The 25,715-nt window shown below is 39.7% G+C and carries 24 protein-coding genes, 1 tRNA gene and 1 pseudogene; 15 read left to right on the top strand and 11 right to left on the bottom strand.

The genetic code is table 11. The features are described from left to right. Positions 1-88: 88 nt before the first annotated feature. Positions 89-161 (top strand) — tRNA-Lys (locus JWR23_RS16680). A 138-nt stretch (positions 162-299) separates the two neighbouring features. Here the strand turns inward: JWR23_RS16680 and JWR23_RS16675 are convergent. Then, a complete protein-coding gene (locus tag JWR23_RS16675) occupies positions 300-1,121 on the bottom strand; it encodes an alpha/beta hydrolase (protein ID WP_299517476.1) in 822 nt (273 codons plus the stop codon). Positions 1,122-1,701: 580 nt separating this feature from the next. Between JWR23_RS16675 and JWR23_RS16670 the strand changes: the two genes are divergently transcribed. Beyond that, on the top strand, positions 1,702-2,817 hold the full coding sequence (locus JWR23_RS16670; RefSeq protein WP_299517475.1) for an AAA family ATPase: 1,116 nt from the start codon (positions 1,702-1,704) through the stop codon (positions 2,815-2,817). A 125-nt stretch (positions 2,818-2,942) separates the two neighbouring features. Here JWR23_RS16670 and JWR23_RS16665 read toward each other — a convergent pair whose 3' ends face one another. Then, on the bottom strand, positions 2,943-3,416 hold the full coding sequence (locus tag JWR23_RS16665; protein ID WP_299517474.1) for a hypothetical protein: 474 nt from the start codon (positions 3,414-3,416) through the stop codon (positions 2,943-2,945). Positions 3,417-3,631: 215 nt separating this feature from the next. On the opposite strand from JWR23_RS16665, the gene JWR23_RS16660 reads away from it, so the two are divergent. The 4 genes from JWR23_RS16660 (at position 3,632) to JWR23_RS16645 (ending at position 7,539) form a co-directional block, all read left to right on the top strand. Further along, positions 3,632-3,892, top strand: coding sequence for a transposase (locus JWR23_RS16660; RefSeq protein WP_299517473.1), 261 nt, complete (start codon positions 3,632-3,634; stop codon positions 3,890-3,892). Between the two features lie 281 nt (positions 3,893-4,173). Next, positions 4,174-5,280 (top strand): TlpA disulfide reductase family protein, encoded by a 1,107-nt coding sequence (locus tag JWR23_RS16655; RefSeq protein WP_299517472.1) that lies wholly within the window; start codon positions 4,174-4,176, stop codon positions 5,278-5,280. Positions 5,281-5,584: 304 nt separating this feature from the next. Next, on the top strand, positions 5,585-6,979 hold the full coding sequence (locus JWR23_RS16650) for an FAD-binding oxidoreductase (protein WP_299517470.1): 1,395 nt from the start codon (positions 5,585-5,587) through the stop codon (positions 6,977-6,979). A gap of 266 nt (positions 6,980-7,245) precedes the next feature. Beyond that, a complete protein-coding gene (locus JWR23_RS16645; protein ID WP_299517469.1) occupies positions 7,246-7,539 on the top strand; it encodes an antibiotic biosynthesis monooxygenase in 294 nt (97 codons plus the stop codon). 147 nt (positions 7,540-7,686) lie between these two features. Here the strand turns inward: JWR23_RS16645 and JWR23_RS17805 are convergent, their stop codons facing one another. From JWR23_RS17805 to JWR23_RS16620, 7 genes and pseudogenes are all read right to left on the bottom strand, one after another. After that, positions 7,687-7,953: a DUF4386 family protein gene (locus JWR23_RS17805; protein ID WP_367277572.1), complete on the bottom strand. Its 267-nt coding sequence runs from the start codon at positions 7,951-7,953 to the stop codon at positions 7,687-7,689. Between the two features lie 58 nt (positions 7,954-8,011). After that, positions 8,012-8,383 (bottom strand): annotated as a pseudogene (locus JWR23_RS17800) (DUF4386 family protein); the annotation flags it as partial. A gap of 30 nt (positions 8,384-8,413) precedes the next feature. Continuing rightward, positions 8,414-9,136, bottom strand: a complete 723-nt coding sequence (locus JWR23_RS16640) for a DUF4386 domain-containing protein (RefSeq protein ID WP_299517468.1) — start codon at positions 9,134-9,136, stop codon at positions 8,414-8,416. 273 nt (positions 9,137-9,409) lie between these two features. Beyond that, a complete protein-coding gene (locus JWR23_RS16635; RefSeq protein ID WP_299517467.1) occupies positions 9,410-10,234 on the bottom strand; it encodes an aminotransferase class IV in 825 nt (274 codons plus the stop codon). Then, positions 10,227-11,360, bottom strand: coding sequence for a P1 family peptidase (locus JWR23_RS16630; protein ID WP_299517466.1), 1,134 nt, complete (start codon positions 11,358-11,360; stop codon positions 10,227-10,229). The genes JWR23_RS16635 and JWR23_RS16630 overlap by 8 nt, the downstream gene beginning before the upstream one ends. Positions 11,361-11,393: 33 nt before the next feature. Beyond that, the gene (locus JWR23_RS16625) at positions 11,394-12,611 is read right to left on the bottom strand and encodes a dicarboxylate/amino acid:cation symporter (RefSeq protein WP_367277571.1); all 1,218 of its coding nucleotides are present in this window, start codon (positions 12,609-12,611) and stop codon (positions 11,394-11,396) included. 162 nt (positions 12,612-12,773) lie between these two features. Further along, a complete protein-coding gene (locus tag JWR23_RS16620; RefSeq protein ID WP_299517464.1) occupies positions 12,774-13,607 on the bottom strand; it encodes a DUF2911 domain-containing protein in 834 nt (277 codons plus the stop codon). A gap of 682 nt (positions 13,608-14,289) precedes the next feature. Here JWR23_RS16620 and JWR23_RS16615 point away from each other — a divergent pair. From JWR23_RS16615 to JWR23_RS16605, 3 genes are all read left to right on the top strand, one after another. Continuing rightward, a complete protein-coding gene (locus JWR23_RS16615; RefSeq protein WP_299517463.1) occupies positions 14,290-14,751 on the top strand; it encodes a winged helix DNA-binding protein in 462 nt (153 codons plus the stop codon). Between the two features lie 109 nt (positions 14,752-14,860). Continuing rightward, positions 14,861-17,617, top strand: coding sequence for a TonB-dependent receptor (locus tag JWR23_RS16610; RefSeq protein WP_299517462.1), 2,757 nt, complete (start codon positions 14,861-14,863; stop codon positions 17,615-17,617). A gap of 65 nt (positions 17,618-17,682) precedes the next feature. Further along, complete coding sequence (locus JWR23_RS16605; RefSeq protein ID WP_299517461.1) at positions 17,683-19,146, top strand: hypothetical protein; 1,464 nt, start codon at positions 17,683-17,685, stop codon at positions 19,144-19,146. Between the two features lie 85 nt (positions 19,147-19,231). On the opposite strand, the gene pstS is transcribed toward JWR23_RS16605, so the two are convergent. Further along, the gene (gene pstS, locus JWR23_RS16600) at positions 19,232-20,347 is read right to left on the bottom strand and encodes a phosphate ABC transporter substrate-binding protein PstS (RefSeq protein WP_299517459.1); all 1,116 of its coding nucleotides are present in this window, start codon (positions 20,345-20,347) and stop codon (positions 19,232-19,234) included. 176 nt (positions 20,348-20,523) lie between these two features. On the opposite strand from pstS, the gene JWR23_RS16595 reads away from it, so the two are divergent. The 3 genes from JWR23_RS16595 (at position 20,524) to msrB (ending at position 23,437) form a co-directional block, all read left to right on the top strand. Continuing rightward, positions 20,524-22,083, top strand: a complete 1,560-nt coding sequence (locus tag JWR23_RS16595) for a M20/M25/M40 family metallo-hydrolase (RefSeq protein ID WP_299517458.1) — start codon at positions 20,524-20,526, stop codon at positions 22,081-22,083. 183 nt (positions 22,084-22,266) lie between these two features. Further along, complete coding sequence (locus JWR23_RS16590) at positions 22,267-22,890, top strand: fasciclin domain-containing protein (protein ID WP_299517456.1); 624 nt, start codon at positions 22,267-22,269, stop codon at positions 22,888-22,890. A 70-nt stretch (positions 22,891-22,960) separates the two neighbouring features. Further along, positions 22,961-23,437, top strand: coding sequence for a peptide-methionine (R)-S-oxide reductase MsrB (gene msrB / locus JWR23_RS16585; RefSeq protein WP_299517454.1), 477 nt, complete (start codon positions 22,961-22,963; stop codon positions 23,435-23,437). On the opposite strand, the gene JWR23_RS16580 is transcribed toward msrB, so the two are convergent. Further along, positions 23,427-23,783, bottom strand: coding sequence for a GIY-YIG nuclease family protein (locus JWR23_RS16580; RefSeq protein ID WP_299517452.1), 357 nt, complete (start codon positions 23,781-23,783; stop codon positions 23,427-23,429). The two genes, msrB and JWR23_RS16580, sit on opposite strands and share 11 nt — an antisense overlap. A gap of 84 nt (positions 23,784-23,867) precedes the next feature. Between JWR23_RS16580 and JWR23_RS16575 the strand changes: the two genes are divergently transcribed. The 3 genes from JWR23_RS16575 (at position 23,868) to JWR23_RS16565 (ending at position 25,610) form a co-directional block, all read left to right on the top strand. After that, on the top strand, positions 23,868-24,641 hold the full coding sequence (locus JWR23_RS16575) for a LexA family transcriptional regulator (RefSeq protein ID WP_299517450.1): 774 nt from the start codon (positions 23,868-23,870) through the stop codon (positions 24,639-24,641). A gap of 68 nt (positions 24,642-24,709) precedes the next feature. Continuing rightward, entirely contained in the window at positions 24,710-25,090 is a 381-nt protein-coding gene (locus JWR23_RS16570; RefSeq protein ID WP_299517449.1) for a hypothetical protein, read from the top strand. Positions 25,091-25,238: 148 nt separating this feature from the next. Then, the gene (locus tag JWR23_RS16565; protein ID WP_299517448.1) at positions 25,239-25,610 is read left to right on the top strand and encodes a hypothetical protein; all 372 of its coding nucleotides are present in this window, start codon (positions 25,239-25,241) and stop codon (positions 25,608-25,610) included. The last annotated feature ends 105 nt before the right edge of the window (positions 25,611-25,715 follow it).

Genomic DNA, 25,715 nt, shown 5'->3' with positions numbered 1-25,715 from the left:
GACGAGCTTTACGCTATGGCGTAATAAGTATTATTTAAGAATTGGCATTTTAATATATTCCACTATATTTGCAACCCGGTAAAAAAATGACTCGGTAGCTCAGCCGGTAGAGCAACTGACTCTTAATCAGTGGGTCGAGAGTTCGATCCTCTCCCGGGTCACTAAAAGCACAGTAATACTATATTACTGTGCTTTTTTATTTGATTTTACTGTCAACCTATTTTATGACGACTTCTATTTCTTGTAAGATTTGTGGTGCGGTGAAAACACCGGTCATAGGCTGAACTATATATGATTTTTTATGATTTGATAAAAGCCAAAAGATCCTTGTTGATAGTTTCGGCTTCTGTCGCAGGCATTCCATGGGGGAAACCGGGATAGGAAATAAGTTTTCCATTTTTCAACAGCTTCACAGCCTTTGCTCCCGAAATAGGAAATGGAACGATCTGGTCATCTTCGCCATGCAAAACCAATACCGGAATATCTACACTTTTAAGGTCTTCGGTAAAATCTGTTTCTGAAAAAGCCTTAATGCCGTCATGATGTGCTTTTACCCCACCCATCATTCCCTGGCGCCACCAATTATCCCTGATGCCCTGTGATATTTTCGCTCCCTCACGGTTGTATCCATAAAACGGAAGGGTAAAATCCTGAAAATATTGTGCCCTGTGTAACGCCGTTCCTTCACGTATTTCATCAAATATAGCCATAGGGACACCGTCCGGATTATTTTCAGTCTGCACCATGAGCGGAGTAACCGCGCTTATTAGTACAGCCTTGGCTACGCGGCCTTTTCCATATTTCGCGACATAATGGATAACTTCCCCTCCACCGGTTGAGTGGCCAATGTGTATCGCATCTTTCAGATCAAGTGCCTGGGTAAGTTCAGCCACATCGGCTGCATAAGTATCCATATCGTGTCCGCCTGAAGTTTGGCTTGACCTTCCGTGCCCCCGGCGGTCATGGGCGATAACCCTAAAGCCCTGCCCAAGGAAAAACATCATCTGCCCATCCCAATCATCGCCCGATAAAGGCCAGCCGTGATGAAAAAAAAGTGGTTGCCCTGTTCCCCAGTCTTTGTAATAAATTTCGGTTCCGTCTTTTACTGTTATCTTGCTCATTTCTTTTAGATTATGGTGATTAATAAAACTTTAAGAGATTGCTTCTGTTTCGACTTGATTATTGTAGCTATAAATACTTCTTCTTGTCCCTTACAAACAAATTTGACATGGCCGATAACGCATAGATCAAGGTCAGCATCAAAGCCGGTTGAAAGCTATAGATAACAAATAAAAGCTGGTTTATAAGTCCGCCCATTTAAAGAACACTCAAATTTAATATTTGTTTAACGCTCAAATTTTTCTGAAAATTAGTTTAAAACCGCGCTTTTTTATATTTATCGACCTCTTTTTTGGCAGTAAAAGTGTTTCACAAAATAATGAAACACATGAAACACTCTTTTGGGTTAACTTACTGATAATTAATAATTTGACAAAATGAGTGAAACACTTTGAAACAGTACAAAAGCTTTAGGTAAAATAGTATAAATAGCTTATAATAAGTAATTTATACTATTTTATGGGTTTTTGCAAATTTAGGGTGAAACACCTGATGTGAAACACTTTTTTTGCAGTACTGACAAACCAGTGTCACCATAAATTTATGCGGACTTGCCTACCTTGCATAAAACCCGATTTTTTTATGGATAATTACAGTAAACCCGCTCATTATTATGAGCGACCGATAGAAATTGAGCTTATCCGGTCGATGGCTAAGGGGCCGCTAACTGCTAAGCAAAATCAAACACTTAATAACCTGCTGCAAAGCCCGGCCGACAGTAAGGACGCGTTCATTATTAAACCGGCTGCCGACTTTTTGCAGGTAACTAACAACCAGCCTGATGCCGGGATGCTTTTTGGCGATTTTTGGTATGAGGGCGAGCTATGTATCCTGTTTGCCGATACCAATGTGGGCAAATCCATACTGGCGGTGCAAATTGGCGATGCCCTTAGCCGGGGCACCCCTATCCCCCGTTTTGCTATGAAGCAACAACCGTCAACCGTTTTATATTTTGATTTTGAGCTGAACGACCAGCAATTCGCCAAAAGGTATACCAGCGAGTTGCATGGCCGGCACCAGTTTGGTGCCGGCTTTTACCGTGTAGTTTTTAACCCCAATGCCAACGGGGCGCATAAATTCAACAGTTATCATGATTATATCAACAACGCGCTCGAAAATGCGCTCATCACCAGCCAGGCGCGTATTATCATTATTGATAACATCACCTGCCTGCGTAGCGGTACCCAGGATGCTGCCAGTGCCATTAGTTTAATGCATAAGCTGCAAACCCTTAAAAACAAATATGGCCTTTCCATACTGGTACTGGCACATACCCCAAAGCGCAACCCCACCAAGCCCGTTACCCGCAATGATTTGCAGGGCAGTAAAATGCTGATCAATTTTGCCGACAGCGCCTTTGCCATCGGCGAAAGCCAGGCCAAAACAGGGGTGCGTTACCTTAAACAAATTAAACAACGCAGCGGCAGCCAGGTTTACGACGCGGCCAACGTATACCTTTGCGAAATTATCAAACCCTATAATTTCCTGCAATTTGAATTTATCGGGCCCGGCAACGAAGCCGACCACCTGGTACATTATACCGAGCAGCACCGCCAAAACACCGAGGCCCGCATTATCCGGCTGCACCAACAGGGCCGCAGTCTGCGTCAGATAGCCGGAGATACGGGCATATCCTTTACTACCGTGTTTAGGGTGGTGAAACGGTTGGGTGGAGAAGAAGAAGAGGAAATAGTTTAGTTTAAAAAAATATCTTTTCCATGTTAGTCCGGATTTATAATTAAGAGTGTTCAAAAGATTCCCGCTGGCCTTTGTTGGTGTTATCAGGAGATTATATACCTGTTAGACCATGAAGAAGATTAAAATCAATGCATGGCTTTTCTCACTATTCCAAAAAGTATATAAGGGAAGTCGTAATAAGTCGGATTTATCCAAAGAAAACCATTCCATAACAGAAGAAGAAATGCTGCAATACCTGCGCTCCAAGTCGCCCACAAAAGCCGTCGACGGTAAATCTTGTCTTGAGTTAAAATATGGGACGAAACTTTAAGATTAGTTTCGTATATTTCTTTTGCTTTAACGTAACCACCACCATCTATAAATATTCGTCCATCAAAATTGGAGTAGAAATACCCTAATCCCATATCATTTTGGGTATGGACATACCCATCTTTGTACAGCTTTAATAGAATTTCTGTTATTTCTTTTTCATAAGGAACAACGTCCATATTGGAAGCGATTTGATCCCGTGTAAGCAATTCCCTTGATGGTATATTGACTACGTATTGAAGAACCATATCTAACTTTTCTTCTACTGTTTTGAGTTCTGAATAATTCATTGTCTTAGGTTTTAGGTTCACCTAAGTTACAAAAGCATCAAACAATATCTTTTATATCAACTCCTAATTTATCATGTTAGTCCGGATTTATAATCCCCGGGCAAACGGATTATAAATCCGTAACGGCTTTAGTCCGGGATTGCAAATCCGGACTAACAGCATAATCAACCTATAAACTGCTGACCAACTCTTTAACAAGGCCGTTGTTTGATGAAATGCACAAACGTATGAAGGACGATTATGGTAAGCAAATGATGACCATACGAAAAAGTACGGTAGAACCCATCATCAGAAACCTGGTCGAATACTTTGGCATACGAAAAGTAAATACCATAGGGATAAAACTAGCTAATAAATGCATGATTATGGCCGGAATTGCTTACAATCTTAAGAAGTTAATCAAATATGGAGGAAATCAGTTTTGGTGTGCTATTATAAGCTTATTAGATTCTTTTAAGGCTCCCGATTTTTACTAAGTTTAAATCAGATGGTAATCAAAGATGATCGCACAACTTAGTTTATTTGTTCATTAATCGGTTCGTTGCACAACGGCCACGGGACACTTGCGGTAGCGGTGGAGCAAACTACAGACAGCGGTATATTAACCACATTTAATTAACCTTAACATTATTTAACGTCTGTATTTAATAATTCTGTTTAATTTAGTGATAGCCTTAACACGAAAAACAACATTATGACCTACACGAAACTAATTAAACCATTTATTTGCATAACGTTTATTTTAACTGGTTTAAATGTGAACGCGCAAATTGCTATACTTCAAAACGCTATTGATAAACTTGAAAGCAATAAAAACTTTAGCTATCAATATGTTTATAAGCAGAAGGAAGTGTTTAGTGATACCTTAATAGAAAACGAAAAATATGTTTTATTAAAGGTGCCTGAAGATAAAGAAATTGGTTATTTTTTTAGACATGAGTCTAAATATGGGGACATGAAGGTTCCGGCGACAGACCTATACAATGGAAAAAACTTAATTTCAATTAATCCTACGGACAGTACTTATAATACGAGAAAAGTACAAGCACTAATTTTTAGACGATCGTTACTTGGTGAATTAAATTGGATAAAAACCTTTTTAAAGAAAAACCCCTCCAAAATTGTGCAAACAAGTGATACCACCTTTAATTCAATAAATAGTTATCATTTAATTGTTAATACTAAAGATACCATTATTGACAAAGATCATTTGTATGTACGGATACATCTATTTATTGACAAGGTAACAGGTTTGCCTGTGTGCAGAATTACCAGATCAAGGACTGCTGATTTTGGAAAAGAAGTTACAAACTATTATACAGAAGAAAGCTATTTCAATTATAAGATTGATCAGGATAATATCAACACAGCTTATTTTGCTATTCCTGAAGGATTTCATCCGCCTAAAGAAAAACCTAAAGAGCACACTGCTTTATTTGTGCCAGGTAAGATCGCGCCTGATTGGACCTTATATGATACTGATGATAAAAAAACTTCATTATCACAAATGAAAGGTAAAATTGTGTTGTTGGATTTTTTCTTTGTTGGCTGCGTCCCTTGTATGAATACTTTAGCACCGTTGGATAAACTTCATGAAAAATATATGAATAAAAACTTTGTAATACTAAGTATTAGTGATAGAGATAGTAAGAAATTAGTTACGGCATTTAAAAAAAATCAACGTATAAAAAACCAAATGTATCCTAATGGTGGTGATGTGGCCAAATTATATCATATTACCGCGGCTCCTACTTTTTATTTCATCGATCAAGAAGGAAAGATAGCAAGTATTGTGGATGGATATTCTGATGATTTTGAAAAGAAGATGTCTGCCATAATCGATAATTTATTAAAAAAATCATAACCTGATCGGATCTGTAAATAAACAGTGTCAATCCATGTTAATCCCTTGGCAAACGGATTATAAATCCGTAACGGCTTAAGTCCGGGATTGCAAATTTGCAAATCCGGACTATACCATCGCTATAAATTAATAACTTCTCCTTGTTTCCACGCAAAAATTAAATCTGCCATCAGCTAAAACCTTATAAATATTTATTCGTTTTTATTTAACCTTGTCTATACTATAGGGGTTGCCCAAACCTGCATATTCATTATTCCCACCGAATCTGTTTTATTAATTAAATGTATTCTAAAATAAATGTGTTATGCTTAACCAAACTTCTATTCAAGAATTTAAATCAACCTTAAGAGGCGGCCTGATAGAACCGCAGGATCAAGGTTATAACGATGCCTGCAAGGTGTACAATGCCATGATAAGCAAGCGCCCACGCATGATTGTGTATTGTGCAGATGTGGCAGACGTGATACAATCGGTTAATTTTGCGAGAGAAAACAATATGCTCCTTTCCATTCGCAGCGGGGGCCACAACGCCGGCGGATTAGGGATTTGTGATGACGGATTAGTAATCGATCTTTCGCGGATGAAATACATCCAGGTTAACCCGCAAGCAAAATCAGCAGTAGTGGGAGCAGGATGTACATGGGGCGATGTGGATCATGCTACGCATGCATTCGGTATGGCCACCCCAAGCGGAATTATTTCGACAACGGGTGTCGGCGGTTTGACGCTGGGCGGCGGTATTGGTCATCTCACACGAAAACACGGATTGAGTATTGATAACCTGCTGTCAGTTGATATGGTGTTGGCCGACGGAAGTTTTATAACAGCAAACGAAAATCAAAACCAGGATTTGTTTTGGGCGGTAAGGGGCGGTGGCGGAAACTTTGGCGTAGTTACTGCCTTCACATTTAAACTGCACCCGATAGATATGGTATATGGCGGGCCAATGTTATATGAGATGAGTGAGGCGGAGGCTGTTATGAAATGGTATCGCGAATTGATAAAGGACGCGCCGGATGATCTGAATGGTTTTTTTGCGTTCCTAACTGTTCCTCCAGGGCCCCCATTCCCGGAGCACCTGCATCTGAAAAAAATGTGCGGGATTGTGTGGGCATATACAGGGCCATTAGAAAAAGCGGAAGCGATATTTAAACCTATTCGCGCTTTTAAAACACCTGCTCTTGATTTTGTTGGCCCATTACCTCAACCGGCATTGCAAAGCATGTTCGATGCCGTTTATCCCACCGGTTTACAATGGTACTGGCGCGCCGACTTTGTAAATGAACTTAGCGATGAGGCAATTGCAAAGCACCTTCCTTTTGGCGAAGGGATGCCGACAATGCTCTCAACCATGCACTTATACCCGGTTAATGGGGCAGCCTCGCGTGTAAATAAAAAAGACACAGCGTGGAGCTACCGCGATGCCACCTGGGCAATGGTTATAGTAGGCGTTGACCCTGACCCGGCAAATAAAGAAAAAATTACCGCCTGGACCAAAGCCTATTGGGAAGCGTTGCACCCCTATTCGGCAGGTGGCGCTTATGTGAATTTTATGATGGATGAAGGGGAAGAACGGGTAAAAGCAACTTATGGCGAAAATTATGAACGGTTAGTAACAGTAAAGAATAAATACGACCCTGATAATTTATTCAGGGTGAACCAAAATATAAAACCTACAATCGAAAAAATGACAGTTTAAAATCACTTATTCTTTGTCCTGCAGCGTCCCCCGATAGAGGCCCCTGCGGGCAATGTCATTAAGTTAAGGAAATTTACCAATAAAAAATGTCATTTCGAACGAGGTGCGAGAGAGAAATCTATACAGGGCAGGTTCAGCGACTTATCCGTGTATAGATCTCTCACTATGTTCGATGACAAATCTCTTAACTTAATGACATTGCCCTGCGAGACAGATCAAAGCCAATAATTGCGCAGAAAGCTACTTTTAATATTAAAAACATTACCATGGAAAAATTTGCATTACTTGCAAGACTTGAAGCTAAGCCGGGCAAAGAAACTGAAGTATTGAACTTTTTAAAAAACGCGCTACCTATAGCAGCGGCCGAACCTGATACCGATAGATGGTATGCTTTGCAATTGGGCCCATCTGCATTTGGCATATTTGATACTTTTGAAACAGAGGAAGGCCGAAACGCGCATCTTACCGGCGAAATCGCTAAAGCGTTAATGGCAAAGGCCTCTGAACTTTTTTCAACAGCGCCGGTTATTGAGCATGTTGAGCTTATTGCAGTAAAATAATACTGGGTTCTTTTCCCAACTGCTAAAGAACCCAAAAGTAAGCCTGTTTTTTTAAAAACAGGCTTACAACTTTTCTCCCCTCACTCCTTTTATATAGTCCTGGCCTTTGGGCGAAAATCCAAACTAACATAGTGGAAAGCAGAAAGGTCATGCTGGTTGCCTCTGCGTCTGCGTTGCGACCCCTTTTATGAGCAGCCACACCCCGAGCAGGAATTGGAACGCGAACATCGGCCCCCACATCCACAAAGTCAGCGGTCCTTTAAAGAATTCGGCAAGTTGCAGGGGTAAGCCTACCACGAGCAGTACCGACGCGAACACGCCGAGCCCGGCGAGTGAGGCGGGTACGCTTCGTGAGCGCAGCAGGAGATACGAGAAGATCATGGTCCCCACGGCGAAGAAGGGCGCACCAATCATCGCGCTCTGGGCCGGCATCAAGCGCATCCGCGGTTGCAGCGACATGCCCCCCCGCCCCGTCCCCAGCCTTCGCGAGCCACAGCAGTCCCAGTGTCCTCCGGATACCGATCGCAGCCAGCACGCTTTCGCAAACGCGGCATACCATGGCCATCATAGCCAGCTCGTTGCTCTCGTCGCGCGTTATCCGGTACAGCGTCACAGCCAGCACAAGGGCCGAGAAGCATTCGAGCAACTCCAGTATAACGGTCGCCCGCACGGCTGACGCGTGCTGGGCGATGCCCGCGAGAATTGCGTCAGTTCCTTCGGCGCCGCTGGTTGCCCGGCTATGCAAAGTCACACTGGTAAGGCCTACTATAATGTAAAAAAGGATGGTAAAGCCGGCAACCTTCGCGTAAAATTGCCGGGAAGCTTCAATAGTTCGATTTTCCATGTTTATTCTTAATTATAGTCGATTTTGAGTTCAGCCGCTTCCTTTATCCAACTCAGCCACCCCGGATGGCCGTAGTTTCATAAACAGCAGCCAGAAACCCATTGTTAGTTCGAAAATAAAAATAGGACCGCCGTAAATTCCCACAGGAACAAGCTTTGAAAGCCCGGGAAAAATGATGAACAAAAAGGCGCATGCTCCCATCAAAAAAGAAGCAAGCATCCCCCAGCCTGCCAATATCCGCGGGATGAAGCCGGACCTGAACCATAAATAACAAAAAGTGGTGCTTCGAAGGCCCGCGAATATCAAACCTACGTTATATGTAGCGTCGTGCGCACCTATCGATAGCCTCGCTAATGCCTGTAACCGGCTTATTTCGAATGCTTGCAAATAGTCTGCCCCGCTCAGGATCCGCAGCACGTCGAGGTCATCCAGCGTGACGACGACCAGGATTGTGGTCTCTATCAGCCCCCACCCTGCAGCCAGCAAGGCAAGGCGCGTGTTAACCGGCTTCAAAACCACATACAGAGCGGTGATTAGCGCTACATCAACAGCGAAGACTACGAGATTGCTGGCAATGCCAAGGCGAAAAAGCCTTTCGTGCCCCACAATATTCAACGCAGTTTGTGCGGCATTGTTGAAGACGACCAGATGAGCCCTGACATAGAATTCGGCGAAGATAGCCGGGACAAGCGCAAACAGATAAGTGAAACCAACAACTTTAGCTGCTTTGCTTTGTGATTCGTCGACCATCATTTTATATCAGAGTTTAATTGGCGCGGGTTGGCAATCCATCGAAAATTAAAGTTACGGGATATATAACCACCTGATATAAAGATAGAAAGATAATTATCAAAGTAAGAAAAACTTTCAGCATGTTAGTCCGGATTTAATTAGGAGTGTTAGGAAGAAGATTTTATAAAAAATCAAGGTCCACGAAAAACGATATTCGGATCACCACTACAAGCTTGAACCTGCTTTTTTCACTATTAAATCTTTGTTAATCATAAGAATCAGTTACAACTAATATCATTTGCTAAATACAAATTCTTTTAGCTTTTCTGCTAAAGCTATAGTTACGTCGCCTGCATGTCCATTGCCAATTATCTGTCCGTCAATTTCGGTAACTGGCAAAATGTTTTTTGTAGAACTGGTAATAAAAGCTTCTTTACATTGCTTTAGGTCTTCCAGGCTAATTTCTTTTTCACGGATAGTTATTCCGTCGATATAGAGATTTAAAACCTGTTTACGCACAATACCTTTTAATATCTTGTCTGCACTGGTTATCACCTGGTTATCTTGTGTTACGATAAAGAAATTTGCACGCGGGCACTCTTTCACCATTCCGTGGTTATGATACAGTACATCATCCGCGCCTTTTTGTTTAATTAACGGCTGCAGCCAAATTGCCATCAAATAATCAAGGGTTTTAACTTCGGCAAGCTGGCGCTGGTGCGGGTGGGTAATTAACTTGATACCCCTTGTATTAAGTTCCTTATTTATGGTTAACGGTTGCTGGGTGATAATCATATTGGGTTTTGCCAACGTGTAACCATCCGTAGAATAACCGCCGGTAAGCGTTATTTTTATTCCCGAATCAAGCAATCCGTTCTTTTTAATGAGCGTAAACAACAAGCTCTTTAATTCTTCCCTGCTCTTATCTACCGGTAACCGCATGGCTGCCGCCGAATTATAGAAACGATCAAGATGATCTTCTACAAAAACCGGCTCGCCATCAATCGTTTTAAAAAAATCAAAAATACCGTAGCCCCTTTGTACAGCCAGGTCTGTAATTAATACCGATGCTGTTGCAGCCGGCAAAAACTCTTCATTAACAATAGTGTATTTACTCACTTTTAATAGCGTTATATTTTTTTAAAATAGGTATTACTTTATCTAACGGGAGCGCTTCTACTTTATGTCCGCCTTTGCCAATCATGGTTATACCTGCAAATAATGAATTAATTATAGCTTCTTCTGTAGCCTCAATTGTCGCCAGAAAAAGCGGCGATGTATCCTCATTTTGCAATAACTGTACTTGCTGTAATTGTTTAGACTGATTAGGCACACGCACTGAGGCAGCGGTTGAGAAAGCAATTACATAATCGCCACTGCCATTGGATGCTATACCACCGGTTTTAGCCAGGCCCATAAATGCGCGCTTGGCAAGACGTTGTAAATTGCGGCTATCCAAAGGTGCATCAGTAGCTACAACCATCATACATGAACCATCAACATTGTTCATTAACTGGTTGCTAAATTCAAACTTACCCAGCTCTTTACCCACCGGAACACCGTCGATCTGTAATACACCGCCAAAATTTGTTTGCACCAATACACCTACGGTATAACCTCCAAGGCTTTTGGGCAATAGCCGTGAAGCTGTTCCAATTCCGCCTTTATATCCAAAACATACCGTACCTGTACCCGCGCCCACCGCACCCTCTTCTACTGATGCACCTGCATTTTTAATAGCAGCTATTACATCATCTTTAGTTACGTGCGTGCCGCGTATATCGTTAAGGAAACCGTCATTGGTTTCGCCAACTAACGCGTTTACCGATTGTACTTTTTCATTGCCTTTTTGTCCGAGTGTATACGCTATAGCACCATCCATCCCCGCGGCAACATTAAGTGTATTTGTTAAAACTATGGGGGTCTCAATATTACCCAGTTCTATAACCTGCGTAGTACCTGCCAGTTTACCAAAGCCATTACCTATAAATATACCTGCGGGTACTTTATTTTGAAATATATTACCATCATAAGGCAAAATAGCAGTAACACCTGTTCTTATCGAGTCGCCTTTAATTAAAGTAACATGCCCAACTTTTACACCCGCCACATCGGTTATAGTATTTTGTTTCCCGGGGGATATAACGCCAAAATGCAAACCATAATCGCGCGCTCTTTTTTTGTGTTGCGCCCCGGCAAACTGAACGGTAAGTAAGATAAAAAAACAAGTAAATAATTTTTTCATAGCTGCCATTAAAGAGCGCCTAATATAGCAAATCTAACTGTTAATTCTCTGCAGCCAGCTTTCCTTATCAGCAAACTTGTTTATCAACATAGCTGCCGCGGTATCTCCTGTTGCATTAAGTAAAGTAGCAACCGGATCTATCAATGTTCCTATAATTATTGCCGGCGGCAGGGCCTCTGGCGGAAAGCCATAGGCAGATATAAAAAGCAACTCGCCAACATAGCCCCCATTAGGTATGCCGCCTTCAACAATACTTACCAGTACCGTCATGCCAAGAGCCAGCAATATAATTTCAGGACTGTTAAAGCTTTTACCAAACATAGCAAACACCACAGCCATTTTTAATATCGATGAAACGCTCGAACCATCTTTGTGCAATGTGCCGCCTAAGGGTATGGTTATGCCGGCAATTATGTCTGAAACGCCCATTTTCTTTGCAGCTTCCAGGTTGGCAGGGATAGTGGCAATACTGCTGCAGGTGCCTACAGCTGTGGCAGAAGGTATAATATTGTTTGTCCAATACTTTTTTATTCCTTTAATTCCGCCGGCTATAAAAGCATATAAGCTAAAAAAAACTGCATAATAAAACAGGCTAACGCCATACCCTATCCCCATAGCATGCGCATAAGTTCCAAAAAGCGATGGGCCAAATACAGCCACCTGGTAGGCAAAATAAGCGCCTAAACCCACAGGGCCAAGCTTCATAATAAGAATAAACACATTTTCAAACACCTCGCTCCCGGCATTTAAGAACCTGCGGAAATCCTGCCCCTTTTCGCCGGATCTTAATGTTCCAAATCCAATTAAAATGCTGAATATTATCATGGCCAGCATGTTTTTACGGGAAAGCAACTGGTAAAATTCACCCGTAGTAAATAGTTGTGTTATCTGATCGCCAGATAGTTTATTACCTACCCCTTGTTTCAACAACCCGGGGGTTATGGTTATTACCTGATGAATAGGAAATATCCACACCGCAACAATGGTTAATAACGCCGCAATAAGCACAGTAGATAAAAACACGGTTGACATAATGATCATGATCCGGCTTAACTTTTGCTCGCCATGCAGGTTAGCAATGGCAGAGGCGATGCTAAAAAATACAAGCGGGATAACGGCAACAAAAAGCAGGTTTAAAAACATATCGCCCACCGGCTTTACTACTTCAGCATTTTTGCCAAATATAATTCCCGCTATGCTGCCAATAAATATTCCGGCTATCAGCCAAATCATATTTCTATAATTTTTCACCCAATCACTCATTTATGGCTTATCTTTTTGTTTTTTTTTGTTTAAAGGCTTATCTACGTTTTAGGATGATTGATGTAGTGAGCTATTTATAATTATCATATCATTAATATTTCTTCATTAACCCGTTCACAAATAAGCGGGAGGAGGCTTTCTTAGCTTTATTTATTTAATAGCTCCTGCCTCACGCAGTATTTCTTTATTCATGCGTATATACTCGGCATTTTTATCTTTCTCGGCTATTGCTAAACCTATTTTGGCCGAAAAAATCGCACCTTTCTTGTCGCCCAGTTTCAGCTGTATCTTAGCTTTCCAGTATCTTACATTATAAGCATCAGGCTGTACTTTCTCTACTTCATTCATCCATTCTAATGCTTTGTGCATATCTAAATTATGGTTATAGTACCATATCGCTGCCAGGTAATAAGGCTTCTTCTCCCCTTTCATCATTTGCGCTATATTGGCAATAACGCGGGCATCAACATCCGTTTTTAAATGGAGCGATAAACCGGTATTCTCCCATAATATCTGCAAAATACCCTTGTCTATATTCACATTGGCAAATTGTATGGTTAATGTTTCAACAGGTGCGGCCAGTTTAAAAGGTTTTACTTTAAACCGAAGCACATCCTGCTTTTGATCATATGAATATGCGCCCCATTGTTTTGCTATCTTATTAAATATAACAATCCACTCTGTTGCGCCAGGTATAGTAAATAGCGAATATTCGCCCGGCATCAGCTTATGCCCTTCTACCGATACGGTATCTGTAAATTTAATAGTAGTTGCAGCATTGGCACCCGTGCGCCACACTACACCATAAGGCTCTGTACCGTTAAATATTTTGCGGCCCTTTACATTGGGTCGGCCATAAGTAAGGCTGATAGTACCTAAGCCAAATTCCTGGTCGATATGCTGGGTTGAGCTAAAATCTGGAATTTGTGCCTTAAGGCCGGATGCGAATAAACAAATGATCAGGCAAATTATTATTCTTTTCATCGGGTTATAATTTGGTAGAAGTTAATTGAAAATAATCAGTTAAAAGTGAATAAAAAATGCCACATAGGCAATATTGACGGAATATACTTTTTATCTGCCAATATTAAATTCTTATAATCTTTTCATTAACAAATTAATTGCTATTGATTAATAATTAAATATTTAATCATTTTGTTTGTTAGCATAGTTATTGATCCCCCATGTTTAAAACGTTTGTAAAACTTCTATTTTTTGTTGCAACGTTTGTAATTGTTTTATTACCGGTAGTAAACTTATTTTTTGGTGCTAAATCACATCCTATAATTTATCATGCAAGATTAAGTAACGGAGAACAACGCCATCAACATTATATTGGTCATGTTAATCATGATAATAGCTGGCATTTTATAAAAACTAAACCACTTACTACACCACCGGCACCCCTAAAAATCAGATCTACCACTGTTATTAATCTGCTGATTTTAGTATGTTTTATAAATTTAGCCATCATAATCAGAAGGAACTTATTAGTTACTTCTATATTCGGCACAAAGTCTTTACTCACAACAAACAAAACATTTCTGACTTACAGAATGCTTCTCATTTAACACTTCTCGTGGCTTTATAGCCAAACTTTCATTAATAGTTTAATTATTTATTATTCCGGTTATCTTTTAAGAACCACCGGAATCAATTTCTTATTATGAGTTTTGGAGAAGACTTGAGCCTGCAGGTAATGCTGGCCCATAAATCATATCATCAATTTTTATTGAAGTGTTTTAAAGATATTGACGTTTACCAGCATCTGCAGGTTTTAATGTTACTTAATCGTAAAGGTGGGTGTTGCAGCCAAAAAGAGTTGCGTATATATCTGCAGATTGAAAAGTCTTATATGGTAAATATTATAGAGACATTAGTTCAAAAAGGCTATGTATTTAAGGATGTTAACTTTAAAGATCGCCGCAGTAAGCTAATTACGTTAACGGCAAAGGCACATTCTCTGGCCCAAAACCTTACCATCCAAATGGAATCGTTTACTGAAATGATGAGTAAGCACCTTACCTGGCAAGAAAGGCATAACTGTATTAGAACGTTAAAATTATTTAATGAGAATTTTAATGAAGTTGCTGATATTGAAAACAACCCGACTACCAATAATAGTTAAATGAGTGAACCATTGGTAACAGTGGTTTAAGAAACATATGTTGGTTTGATAATAGTAAAAAATCGTTTGGAAAAAAAGAGCTGAATAGCTTTGTCAAAAATTCCAATACGTGAAAAAACCCCTACTAATAACATTAATTTTTTTTCTTTTTCAGTTGCATGTTATTGCACAAACATCAGGTAAAATTGCCGGTAAGGTCATTGATACAAAAACCAGCGAATTATTGATCGGCGCTTCTGTTGGAATACAGGGAGCTACAAAAGCCACGGCGGCTAATGTTGATGGCCAATATATGTTATCTGGTTTATTACCAGGCAAATATACTGTGGTTGTAAAGTATATGGGTTACCAAACCAAGCTGATTGCTGATGTTGACGTTAAAGCAGGAACAGTTACAGATTTAGATATACCTTTATCTGATGCTGCAACTACAATAAAAGAAGTTGTTGTAACTTCAAGTTTTCGGCAGGCATCAACAGCTTCATTATATGCCGCACAAAAAAACAGCGCATCAATATCTGATGGTATTTCATCAGACCTAATAAAAAGATCGCCGGATAGAAGTACCAGTGATGTTTTAAAAAGGGTTAGTGGTGCAACTATACAAGACAATAAATTTGTAATTGTAAGAGGTTTAAGTGACCGTTATAATACCGCTGCACTTGACGGCACATCATTACCCAGTACTGAACCAAATCGTAAGGCTTTTTCTTTTGATATTGTTCCGGCCAATTTGATAGATAACCTGGTAATTAACAAAACCGCTACGCCCAATTTGCCCGGCGATTTTGCCGGTGGTGCCGTGCAGATATTTACCAAAGATATGCCGGACGAGAATTTCTTCTCTGTAAGCGCGGGTGTGGGTTATAATACAAATACAACATTTAAAGACTTTAAAAGCGGATATCGTAATTTATCAGACTATTTTGGTTTTGATAACGGCTCCAGGAAATTACCCGGTAACTTCCCTTCCACCAGTAAAATAATTTCTTCTGCGCTTACATCGCAGCAAAGCACCGCGGCGCTAAGTTCGTTAAATCCAAACTTTAATGTATATAATTATAAAGCGGCGCCTAATCAAAATTACCAGCTTTCATTTGGTCATGTAAAAGATGTAGGTACCAATGGCAATCGTTTTGGAGCCATATTTGCCTTAACTTACCGTAATACGTTACAAACCATTCCGGATGTTAATATAAACTATTACGAATTTAAATTTAATGATGCTAAATATAAGTTCTCGACCAATATAGGTGCGCTGGCTAATTTTGCATATATCTATGGTAAAAATAAAATAACTTTCAAAAACATCTACAATCGCGCGTTTGATGATCAGTATCTTTTCAGAACAGGATATAATAATCAAACGGGTAATCCTGACAACCATTTTACAGCTTTTGACCTAATTGAAAAAAGCCTATATAAAGCCACCTTGCAAGGTGAGCACGCTTTAGGAAGCAATAATTCAAAAATTACCTGGACAGGAAGTTACAGCAATGTTACCAATAACCAGCCAGATCAGCGCAAAACCAATTATGCGCTGATAAATGGTGCTTATATTGCTGATAATACCTCGGTAGGTAAACAAAACGCGCGTTTTTTTTCAGATTTAAATGAAAATATTTTTACGGGCCAGGTTGATTATAGTTTACCGGTAAATATTTTAAAACAAAAAGCTGTCTTTAAAACAGGCATAAGCTCGCAATACCGTGACAGGTCATTCACGCCAAGGTTTATAGGGCCGCAATTAAAAACAAATGTAGCCGATGCTGATGCTATACGCCAACTCCCATTAAATCAAATATTCAGCCGCTCAATAATTGATGCCGGATATTATGATCTGAATGAAATTACAACCACAAAAGATCTGTATACAGCTAATACTTTAACCAACGCGGCTTACGCAATGCTTGATAATAAATTTGGAGAAAAGTTAAGGCTGGTATGGGGTTTAAGGGTAGAAAAATTTGATCTGCATTTAAACGATAATGACCCCACTACAACCGAAACCAAGCTTGATAATCTTGACTTTTTACCATCGGCCAATTTTACTTATAGTGTAACGCCAAAATCTAACTTCAGGCTTTCCTATTCGCGTACAATAGCGAGGCCCGAATTAAGGGAGTTATCGGTATTTGGTTATTATGACTTTGAGTTATTGGCTACTATAGCAGGCAATTCAAATTTAAAAAGCGCACAAATTCAAAATGCTGATATCAGATATGAATTTTATCCTTCGGCCGGCCAGATTATATCCATATCCGGCTTTTATAAAAATTTTAAAAATGCTATCGAACCAGGGTATAATGACAAAAACTCTACTCCCGATTTTCAGTATTTCAACGTACAACAAGCAAACAACTATGGTGTAGAATTAGAATTGCGAAAAACACTTGATTTTATTAGCAGTTCGTTTAAAAACACCACCCTATATACCAATTTAGCATTAATAAAATCTAAAGTTACAGATACCCGTCCCGAAGTTATCGCTGATGAAAGTGGCTCAAGGCCTATGGTTGGACAGGCTCCATACGTAATAAATGCCGGCTTTTTGCAAACTGCCTATAACAACAAGCTAAGTTTTAATCTGCTGTATAACCGGGTAGGCTCAAGGTTATTTAGAGCGCGTGGCGCGGTATTTCCTGCTATTTATGAAAATGCAAGAGATGTGCTCGATTTCCAGATCAGTTATCGGGTAATGAAAAGCAAAGGTGAGTTTAAACTAAATGCAAGCGATATGCTTAACCAAAGCACATTGTTTTATTATAAAGAAAGCACCAAACAGTATGACATATCAAGAGGCTCAACAATAAGCCGGTACAACACAGGCTCAAGTTTTACTTTATCGTATGCATACTCATTTTAACAAAAAATGCACATAAAACTAACCATACATACCAGTAAAAAATCAAATTTTAAATTAAAATTAACATGAAAAAACATTCATTTATTTTATTATTTATGGCGGCTATTTTCTTATCCGCCTGTACCAAAACCACCAATAATGACATTCCGGTTGTTACCCCATCAACAACTGTTGAAATTACCGGCGATATTTCAGCCAGTACTACCTGGACAGCAGACAAAATTTATTTGCTAAAAGGATTTGTGTATGTTACCAATGGTGCAACTTTAACTATTCAACCAGGTACAATCATTAAAGGCGACAAACCTTCAAAAGGCACTTTGGTAATTACAAGGGGCGCAAAAATCAATGCCACAGGTACAGCCGCAAAACCAATTGTATTTACTTCAAATGTAGCAGCAGGCGGCCGTTCAAGCGGCGATTGGGGCGGAGTTATTCTTTTAGGAAAAGCACCGATAAATCTTAACGGTGGTGTTAATACTATTGAAGGCGGCTTAGTGCCAACTGCCAGTGGTGATCCTGTTAAATATATTCAATACGGTGGCACAGACGCAGCTGATAATTCAGGTGTATTAACTTATGTACGTATAGAATATGCAGGTATTCCATTTACACCTGATAATGAAATTAATGGCTTAACTATGGGTGGTGTAGGTTCTGGTACAACTTTAGATTATATTGAAGTTTACCGTTCTGGTGATGATGCTTACGAATGGTTTGGCGGTACTGTAAATGCCAAACACTTGCTGGCTATAGGTTCTGTTGACGATGATTTTGATACTGATAATGGTTTTGCGGGCAAAATACAATTTGGATTAGCGCAACGCGCGCAGGTAATTGCAGATTTTTCAGGTTCGAATGGTTTTGAATCAGACAATGATGCCGCAGGATCAAATAATGCACCGCAAACCAGTGCAGTATTTTCAAATATGACAATTATAGGTCCTGCCCTGGGCGTTATCGCGTCAGGCGGAAGTTTATCGGGTATTAATGCTAACTTTCAGCATGGTGCTCAAATACGTCGTAACTCGGCCATTAGCATAGCTAATTCTTTAATTACAAATTATTTAGAAGGTATATATATTGACGAAAGTACCGTTGCTACTGCAGGCGCTACAACTGCTAATTACACAACCGGTAAAATTGTATTTACAGATAATATAATTTATGACTGTAATGCAAAAGGTAATGAGGTTAAGGGGCAGAATAAAGCCGCATTCGAAATAGACATGCGTGCTAAAAACACATTTGATGCTACAAAATCTGTTGTAGATTTATTAACTGATCCATTGAAATATGGCCTTGATTTTAAGGCAGCTGGTAATGCAAATTCAGGCACACCAAATTTCACATTAAAAGCAGGATCAGCAGCTGCTGCAGGTGCAATTTTTACCAATGCAAAATTAGCTGATGCATTTTTTGAAAAAGTTGCTTACAGAGGCGCTTTCGGAACAACAGATTGGTCGGCAGGTTGGGCTAAATTTGATCCGCAAAATATGGCATACACAACTCCCGGAGCTGTTTTATAGTAATTATTTCTCATACAAAAAGGCCATCTCAAATCAAATTGAGATGGCCTTTTTATTTATATTGTTGATTCAATTATATGTTAATTTATTGCATTATAGGTTTGCCGTCAAATGTTGCTGTTTTTAATATTTTCTCTGCAACAGTAACCGCAGCAGCCGAAAGTGGTGCATAATTGAGGTCATTACAATATTTTTGTCCGTCGTGAATATTCCACCAAAGTAACTTAATTACTTTTTCAGCTCTGTCTTTCGATCTTTGATTATAGTTTTGCTCCTTATATATTAAGGCCCATGTAAGCCCGCTTATCGGGTATCCATCTTTCGCATCGGTATTGCTTAATGAAACTTTTGCATCAGCGGGCATAGTTATATTCCCGGCGGCACTGGTTGACGCTACTGTAGGTGTAATAAAATTACCGCTTTTGTTTTTTATATCGGCAAAGGTCATCTTATTCTGCTTTGCATAAGCCAGTTCTATATAGCCAATTGCGCCCGGAGTTTGCTTTACTAATCCTGCAACGCCCTCGTTTCCTTTACCACCCAAACCAACCGGCCAATTAATTGACGAACCCTTACCCGGGCTTTTATTCCAATCGTTACTAACCTTTGCTAAATAAGTAGTAAAAATATTTGTTGTACCACTCCCATCAGACCGGTGGGCTATAAAAATTGATGTTGCAGGTAATTGCAATCCGGGGTTTAATTTTGATATCCGCTCATCATTCCATTTAGTAATTTTACCCAGAAAAATATTAGCTAATATATCCGGGTCTAATTTTAAAGTGCCTTTTAAATCAGGAAGATTATAGCTTATAACAACTGCGCCCGAACACATCGGGATATGTAGTACATCAGCGTTAATTTTTTTAGTTTGCTCATCATTTAAGGGAGCATCCGAATCGCCAAAATCTATTGTTTTGTTTGTTAGCTGGAGTATACCACCACCAGAACCAATTGATTGATAATTTACCCGTATCCCGGTTTGTTTATCATATTCGGCAAACATTTTTGAAAACAGTGGATATACAAAGGTACTGCCGGCACCTAATAAAGTATTTGCATCTTTTACATCAGTAGTTGAGGTGGCAGCACTATCGCTTTTTGATTTGTTATAATTTCCGCCACATCCAAAAACAAAAGCGCTTATTATGATTGCACCTGCAATAATGAAGATTTTACTGTTTAAAAATTTAAATTTCATAATCTTTTATACTTAATGGTTATAATGTCAATGTATTACAATTACGAGCTCGATTTGTTGGCATTTTTGATGAATAATTTGATGACTATATGTCAGCGAAGAACATATGGGTGTAGGCTACATTACACCCCCAAAATAAATTAGCATAGTTCATCTCAAATTTTTAAATTGGTTTCATGAAAACTGATCTAACTCACCACTTAAACCGCTGGTTAAGACTCGCTATGTCTTTTGCCTGCCTGCTGCTCAGCAGCATTACATTCGCTCAAACTCCTGATAAATCCGTCATAGATGGTATTATGCAAGAAGAAGCAACTAATTCACAAATACAACCATTGGCACATGAGCTTTTTGATGGCGTTGGCCCCCGTTTAGTGGGCACGCCGCAAATGGTTAAGGCTGCCGATTGGGCCATAGCTAAATATAAAAGCTGGGATATAACTGCCCATAAAGAAAACTGGGGCGTATGGCGCGGCTGGGAAAGAGGCATATCGCATATTGATATGATATCGCCGCGTGTAAAATCATTGGAAGGCACCCAACTGGCCTGGAGCCCGGGCATGGGTAAGAAAACAGTTACTGCCCAAACCATAATTATACCTGATCTTGAAGATTCTGTTGCCTTTGAAAAATGGCTGCCAAGCGTTAAGGGCAAATTGGTAATGATATCTATGTGCCAGCCCACCGGACGGCCCGATGACAACTGGCAGCAATTTGCCTTAAAGGAATCATTTGATAAAATGAAGGCGGAGCGCACTGCAATGACCACAGCGTGGGCAAAACGCATTAAAAAAACAGGTTACACGTTAAGAACCCTGCCGGTTGCATTAGAAAATGCCGGTGCCGTGGGTGTAATAAGCAATTACTGGTCTGCCGGGTTTGGGGTTGATAAAATATTTAGTGCCTATACTAAAAAAGTACCTACTGTGGATATTGCACTGGAAGACTATGGCATATTATATAGATTAACAGAATCGGGCGTCCCTCCTACAATCAGTATTCATACCGAATCAAAAGAACTGGGCGCAATGCCCGCCTTTAATACCATTGCCGAAATAAGGGGTACCGAAAAACCCGATGAATATGTAATGCTATCCGCTCACTTTGATTCGTGGGATGGCGGTACAGGCGCAACAGATAATGGTACCGGCACGCTTACTATGATGGAAGCCTTGCGTTTATTAAAGAAATTTTATCCTCATCCAAAACGTACCATATTAGTTGGCCATTGGGGCAGTGAAGAAGAGGGCTTGAATGGTTCGCGTGCTTTTGTTGAAGATCATCCTGAAATAGTTAAAAATTTGCAGGCCCTGTTTAACCAGGATAATGGAACCGGAAGGATAATAAGCCTTTCAGGATCAGGTTATGCGGATGCAAAAGATTTCTTACCCCGATGGTTAGCGGCAGTGCCTGATACTATTAAGAACCGCATTAAAACAACCTTCCCGGGTTTGCCGGGCGGCGGCGGATCTGATTATGCGTCTTTTGATGCGGTTGGTGCACCGGGCTTTTCTTTGGGTTCGCTTAATTGGGCTTATTTTAATTACACCTGGCACACAAACCGTGATACTTACGATAAACTGATCTTTGACGATGTGAAAAACAATGCGGTATTGGCCGCTATCATGGCTTACATGGCCAGCGAAGACCCCGCCAAAACAAAAAACATTAAAGCAGACGGCTTAAAATGGCCCGAGCCTGTTAAAGCAATGCGCCGCGGCGGATTGAATAAGTAATACAAAACATAAAACAAAAAAATCCGCCCTGGTATAATTTCCGGGGCGGATTTCTTTCACAAAGGTCTATTCATAATCAGTTTGTTACATTATTTCTAATTGTTTTTTTAGCCACATATGTTAATATTATCCGGTAACTAAAATCAAAACATTTTAGGCTTTAGCTATATTTGTAGTATAGTTATGAAAAGCCCCATCTTATTTATTTGCCTTATTTTAAACACCTGCTTATTATTTGCTCAGGCTCCTCCTGTTGCATCAAAAAAAACCGATTCAACAGCATCAAAACCAAACAAATTAAATTCATCAAACTTAAAATTAACTGATGGTGCCAATATGCTGCCAACAAATGATGTTGCCACAAATATTGCCCGTTGTAAAGAGTTAAGTACATTTAATAAAACCATAAATATAACCGGCTTTACAGAATCATTTAAATGTATTGGCCCTATTACAGTTTTTGCACCCAATAACCAGGCGTTTTCAAATCTTTCTCCCGATAAATTAGATAGCTTATTAACTCCCGAACGTAAGTATGACCTTATAGCCTTAGTTAGCTATCATGTTATTGCCGGAAAAATTACAGGAAGAAATATTACGCATAAAATCATTTCGCACAAAGGCCTGGCTACATTTATTACACTCGCCGGAAGCAAGCTAATGGCTAAACTTGATGAAAATAGAAATATTGTTTTAATTGATGAGAATGGCGGCAAAAGTACTATCAGCAGACTTAATATTAAGCAAAGCAATGGGTTAGTACATATTATAAATTCGGTACTAATACCTAACTTCAAAAATATATAAGCTGTCATGTTCATGACAAACCACGTAAAATTTTATTACGTAATTTAAGTTATAACTTAAATATAAAAAAATGAAAAGATCAATTTTTGCAATAGTAATATTATTTGTTGTTGCCGCATTTGGATGTCAAAACAGTAATGGGCAAAACAATACCAAAAGATTAAGTAAACCTGCGGCCGAATGGAAAAAGCAGTTGAGCGCTAATGCCTATTATATAATGGTAGAAAGCGGAACAGAGCCGCCTTTTCATAATGCCTATTATAATAACCACGAAAAGGGCGTGTATGTAAGTGCTGCTACAGGCGATGTATTATTCTCATCGGATGATAAGTTTGAGAGCGGAACCGGGTGGCCAAGCTTCGTTAAACCGGTTGATCCTAAAAAAATTGCAATAGTAGTTGACAATAGCTTTGGCGAAACCCGCCAGGAAGTTATTGAAAAAAGCACGGGCCTGCACCTGGGCCATGTTTTTGATGACGGCCCTGCCGACAGGGGTGGTAAAAGATATTGCATGAATTCGGGCGCGTTAAAATTTATTAAAAAGTAACCGATCTGCGTAATGCGTTTATTGAAGGGCGCAATTGCGGCCTGGTGCGTAAACCGCTTTCAAAATTTAAGCCAATGGTCAGATCTACCCAATCCGGGTTAACAGGTCTGATCATTTTTTCTTTTTGGGGCCTTGTAAAAGTGCTCACTGTTTTAAAACGCTCCATTGCCTGCTCTTCTGTATTTATCTCTTCAAAATAAACCAGCCTGTTCAATTGCTGCGCGCTGTCAAAGAATAAAGTAGGCATATCGCCATAAAATTTAAGGGTCTTTAATAGGTCTGAACATAGCCCAACGTGCAGGTTATTCCTGTTTCTGTCTGTAATAATGTAGATAAAGCGTTTCATTTGATAATAAAATTTGCTGGTTAAAAAATAATTACTAATTTTATGAGCATAAAATTACTAATAATTTTAGCAAATGCAAATTTTATGGCAAAAATTTCATCAAATATTAAATTTCTAAGGAAAAAGAAAGGTTTAACCCAGCAACAGTTTGCTGATCAGGTTGGTATAAAACGGTCGCTGGTTGGTGCTTATGAGGAAGAAAGGGCCGAACCCAAGTATGAATTGCTAAAAACCATAGCATTATTTTTTGATATATCGCTTGATGACTTTATAAACGAAACAATTGATGATAAGTGGATTGCCAAACCAAAGGGCAACCAGAATAATTTACGTATACTAAGTATATCAGTTGATAAGGAAGATAATGAGAATATAGAAATGGTTCCGTTAAAAGCCAGCGCCGGATATATGAACGGCTATGCCGACCCGGAATATGTTGCCCAATTACCTAAGCTATATTTACCAATGTTTAAACAGGGCACTTACAGGGGCTTTGAGATAAAGGGCGATTCTATGCTTCCGCTGGTATCGGGTACAACTATTATAGGCGAGTATGTAGAGAATTGGGCCGACGTAAAGCCATCTGAAACTTATGTTATTCTATCAAAAAGTGATGGTGTAGTATATAAGCGCATTGGCAATAAATTTAAGGATAACAAGAAATTGAAACTGATATCAGACAATCCCGTATATGAACCTTACGAAATAAACGGAGAAGATATTTTAGAGATATGGAAAGCAAAGGCATATATATCTACTCATCTTCCATTACCAACACCCGAGCCAACTATGGAAAGTCTTACAAGCATGATGGCGCAAATGCAACGATCAATAGCTAAATTAGAGGGCAACAATTAAGTTACAAAGTAAATATTAAACCTTAAGCATATATCTTTATCATAACCAAAACAATAAACATAAAGAATATGAAAAAGTTATTATTAGTATGCGCTTTCGTAATTGGAGTTAGTGCAGTAAGCTTTGCCCAGGGCAGGCAACAACAAACTCCTGCACAACAGGTAGAAAGGTTAAAAACACAAATAACAGGTTTAACTGATGACCAGGTAGCTAAGGCTACAACTATTTTTACTGCATCAGCAAAAAGCCAGGATAGTTTAAGGGCCGCTGCAACTGCTGCCGGTACAGACAGGGCCGCAATGAGGCCAGCACAAACTGCCTTAAGAACAGCACAAACTGCTAAGATCATGGCTATTTTAACTCCAGATCAAGCTGCTGCTTATAAAAAGATCCAGGATGAAGCGGCTGCGAGACGCGCCCAAGGTGGTGGTGGCGGTGGTGGTAACTAATCATTTCTAAGGCAAAAAAAAGCGTCCCCAAACCGGTGGACGCTTTTTTTTGCCTTAAATTTTGATCAGGCAACATTTAAGTTACATCATTGTACATAATCGGCAGGCGCATATCTTTAACATATCAAACAAATAAAACCCAAACAAAATGAAAAAATTATTATTAGTGTGCACATTCTTAATAGGAATTAGCGCGGTTAGCTTTGCGCAGGGCGGACAAAGAAGAGGCGGCGGAACTCCAGAGCAACGTTTAACAATGCTTAAAACAGCTATAGCACCATTAACTCTTACTGATGACCAGGTTGCAAAACTTACCGTAGTTTATACTGCTTCTTCTAAAAGTATGGATAGTTTGCGAACTGCTGCAGGAGATGACAGAAGTGCAATGAGAGAGAAAATGATGCCTATGATGACAGCTACAAACACTAAAGTTAATGCTATTTTAACCCCGGAGCAAGCCGCCGCATATAAAAAATACACGGATGAAATGCGGGCTAAGATGCAACAAGGCGGTAACTAATCAACGCTGACAAAATAAAAAACACAGGCTTTGATAAACCGCAACTTTTTCTTCGAATGGTCGATAAAATGTGCCCATTGGTCGCATTTATTTTAATAAACACCA

This window comes from Mucilaginibacter sp. (genome assembly GCF_028288205.1).
Classification (GTDB): domain Bacteria; phylum Bacteroidota; class Bacteroidia; order Sphingobacteriales; family Sphingobacteriaceae; genus Mucilaginibacter.
This window is presented reverse-complemented; position numbering and strand designations above follow the sequence as displayed.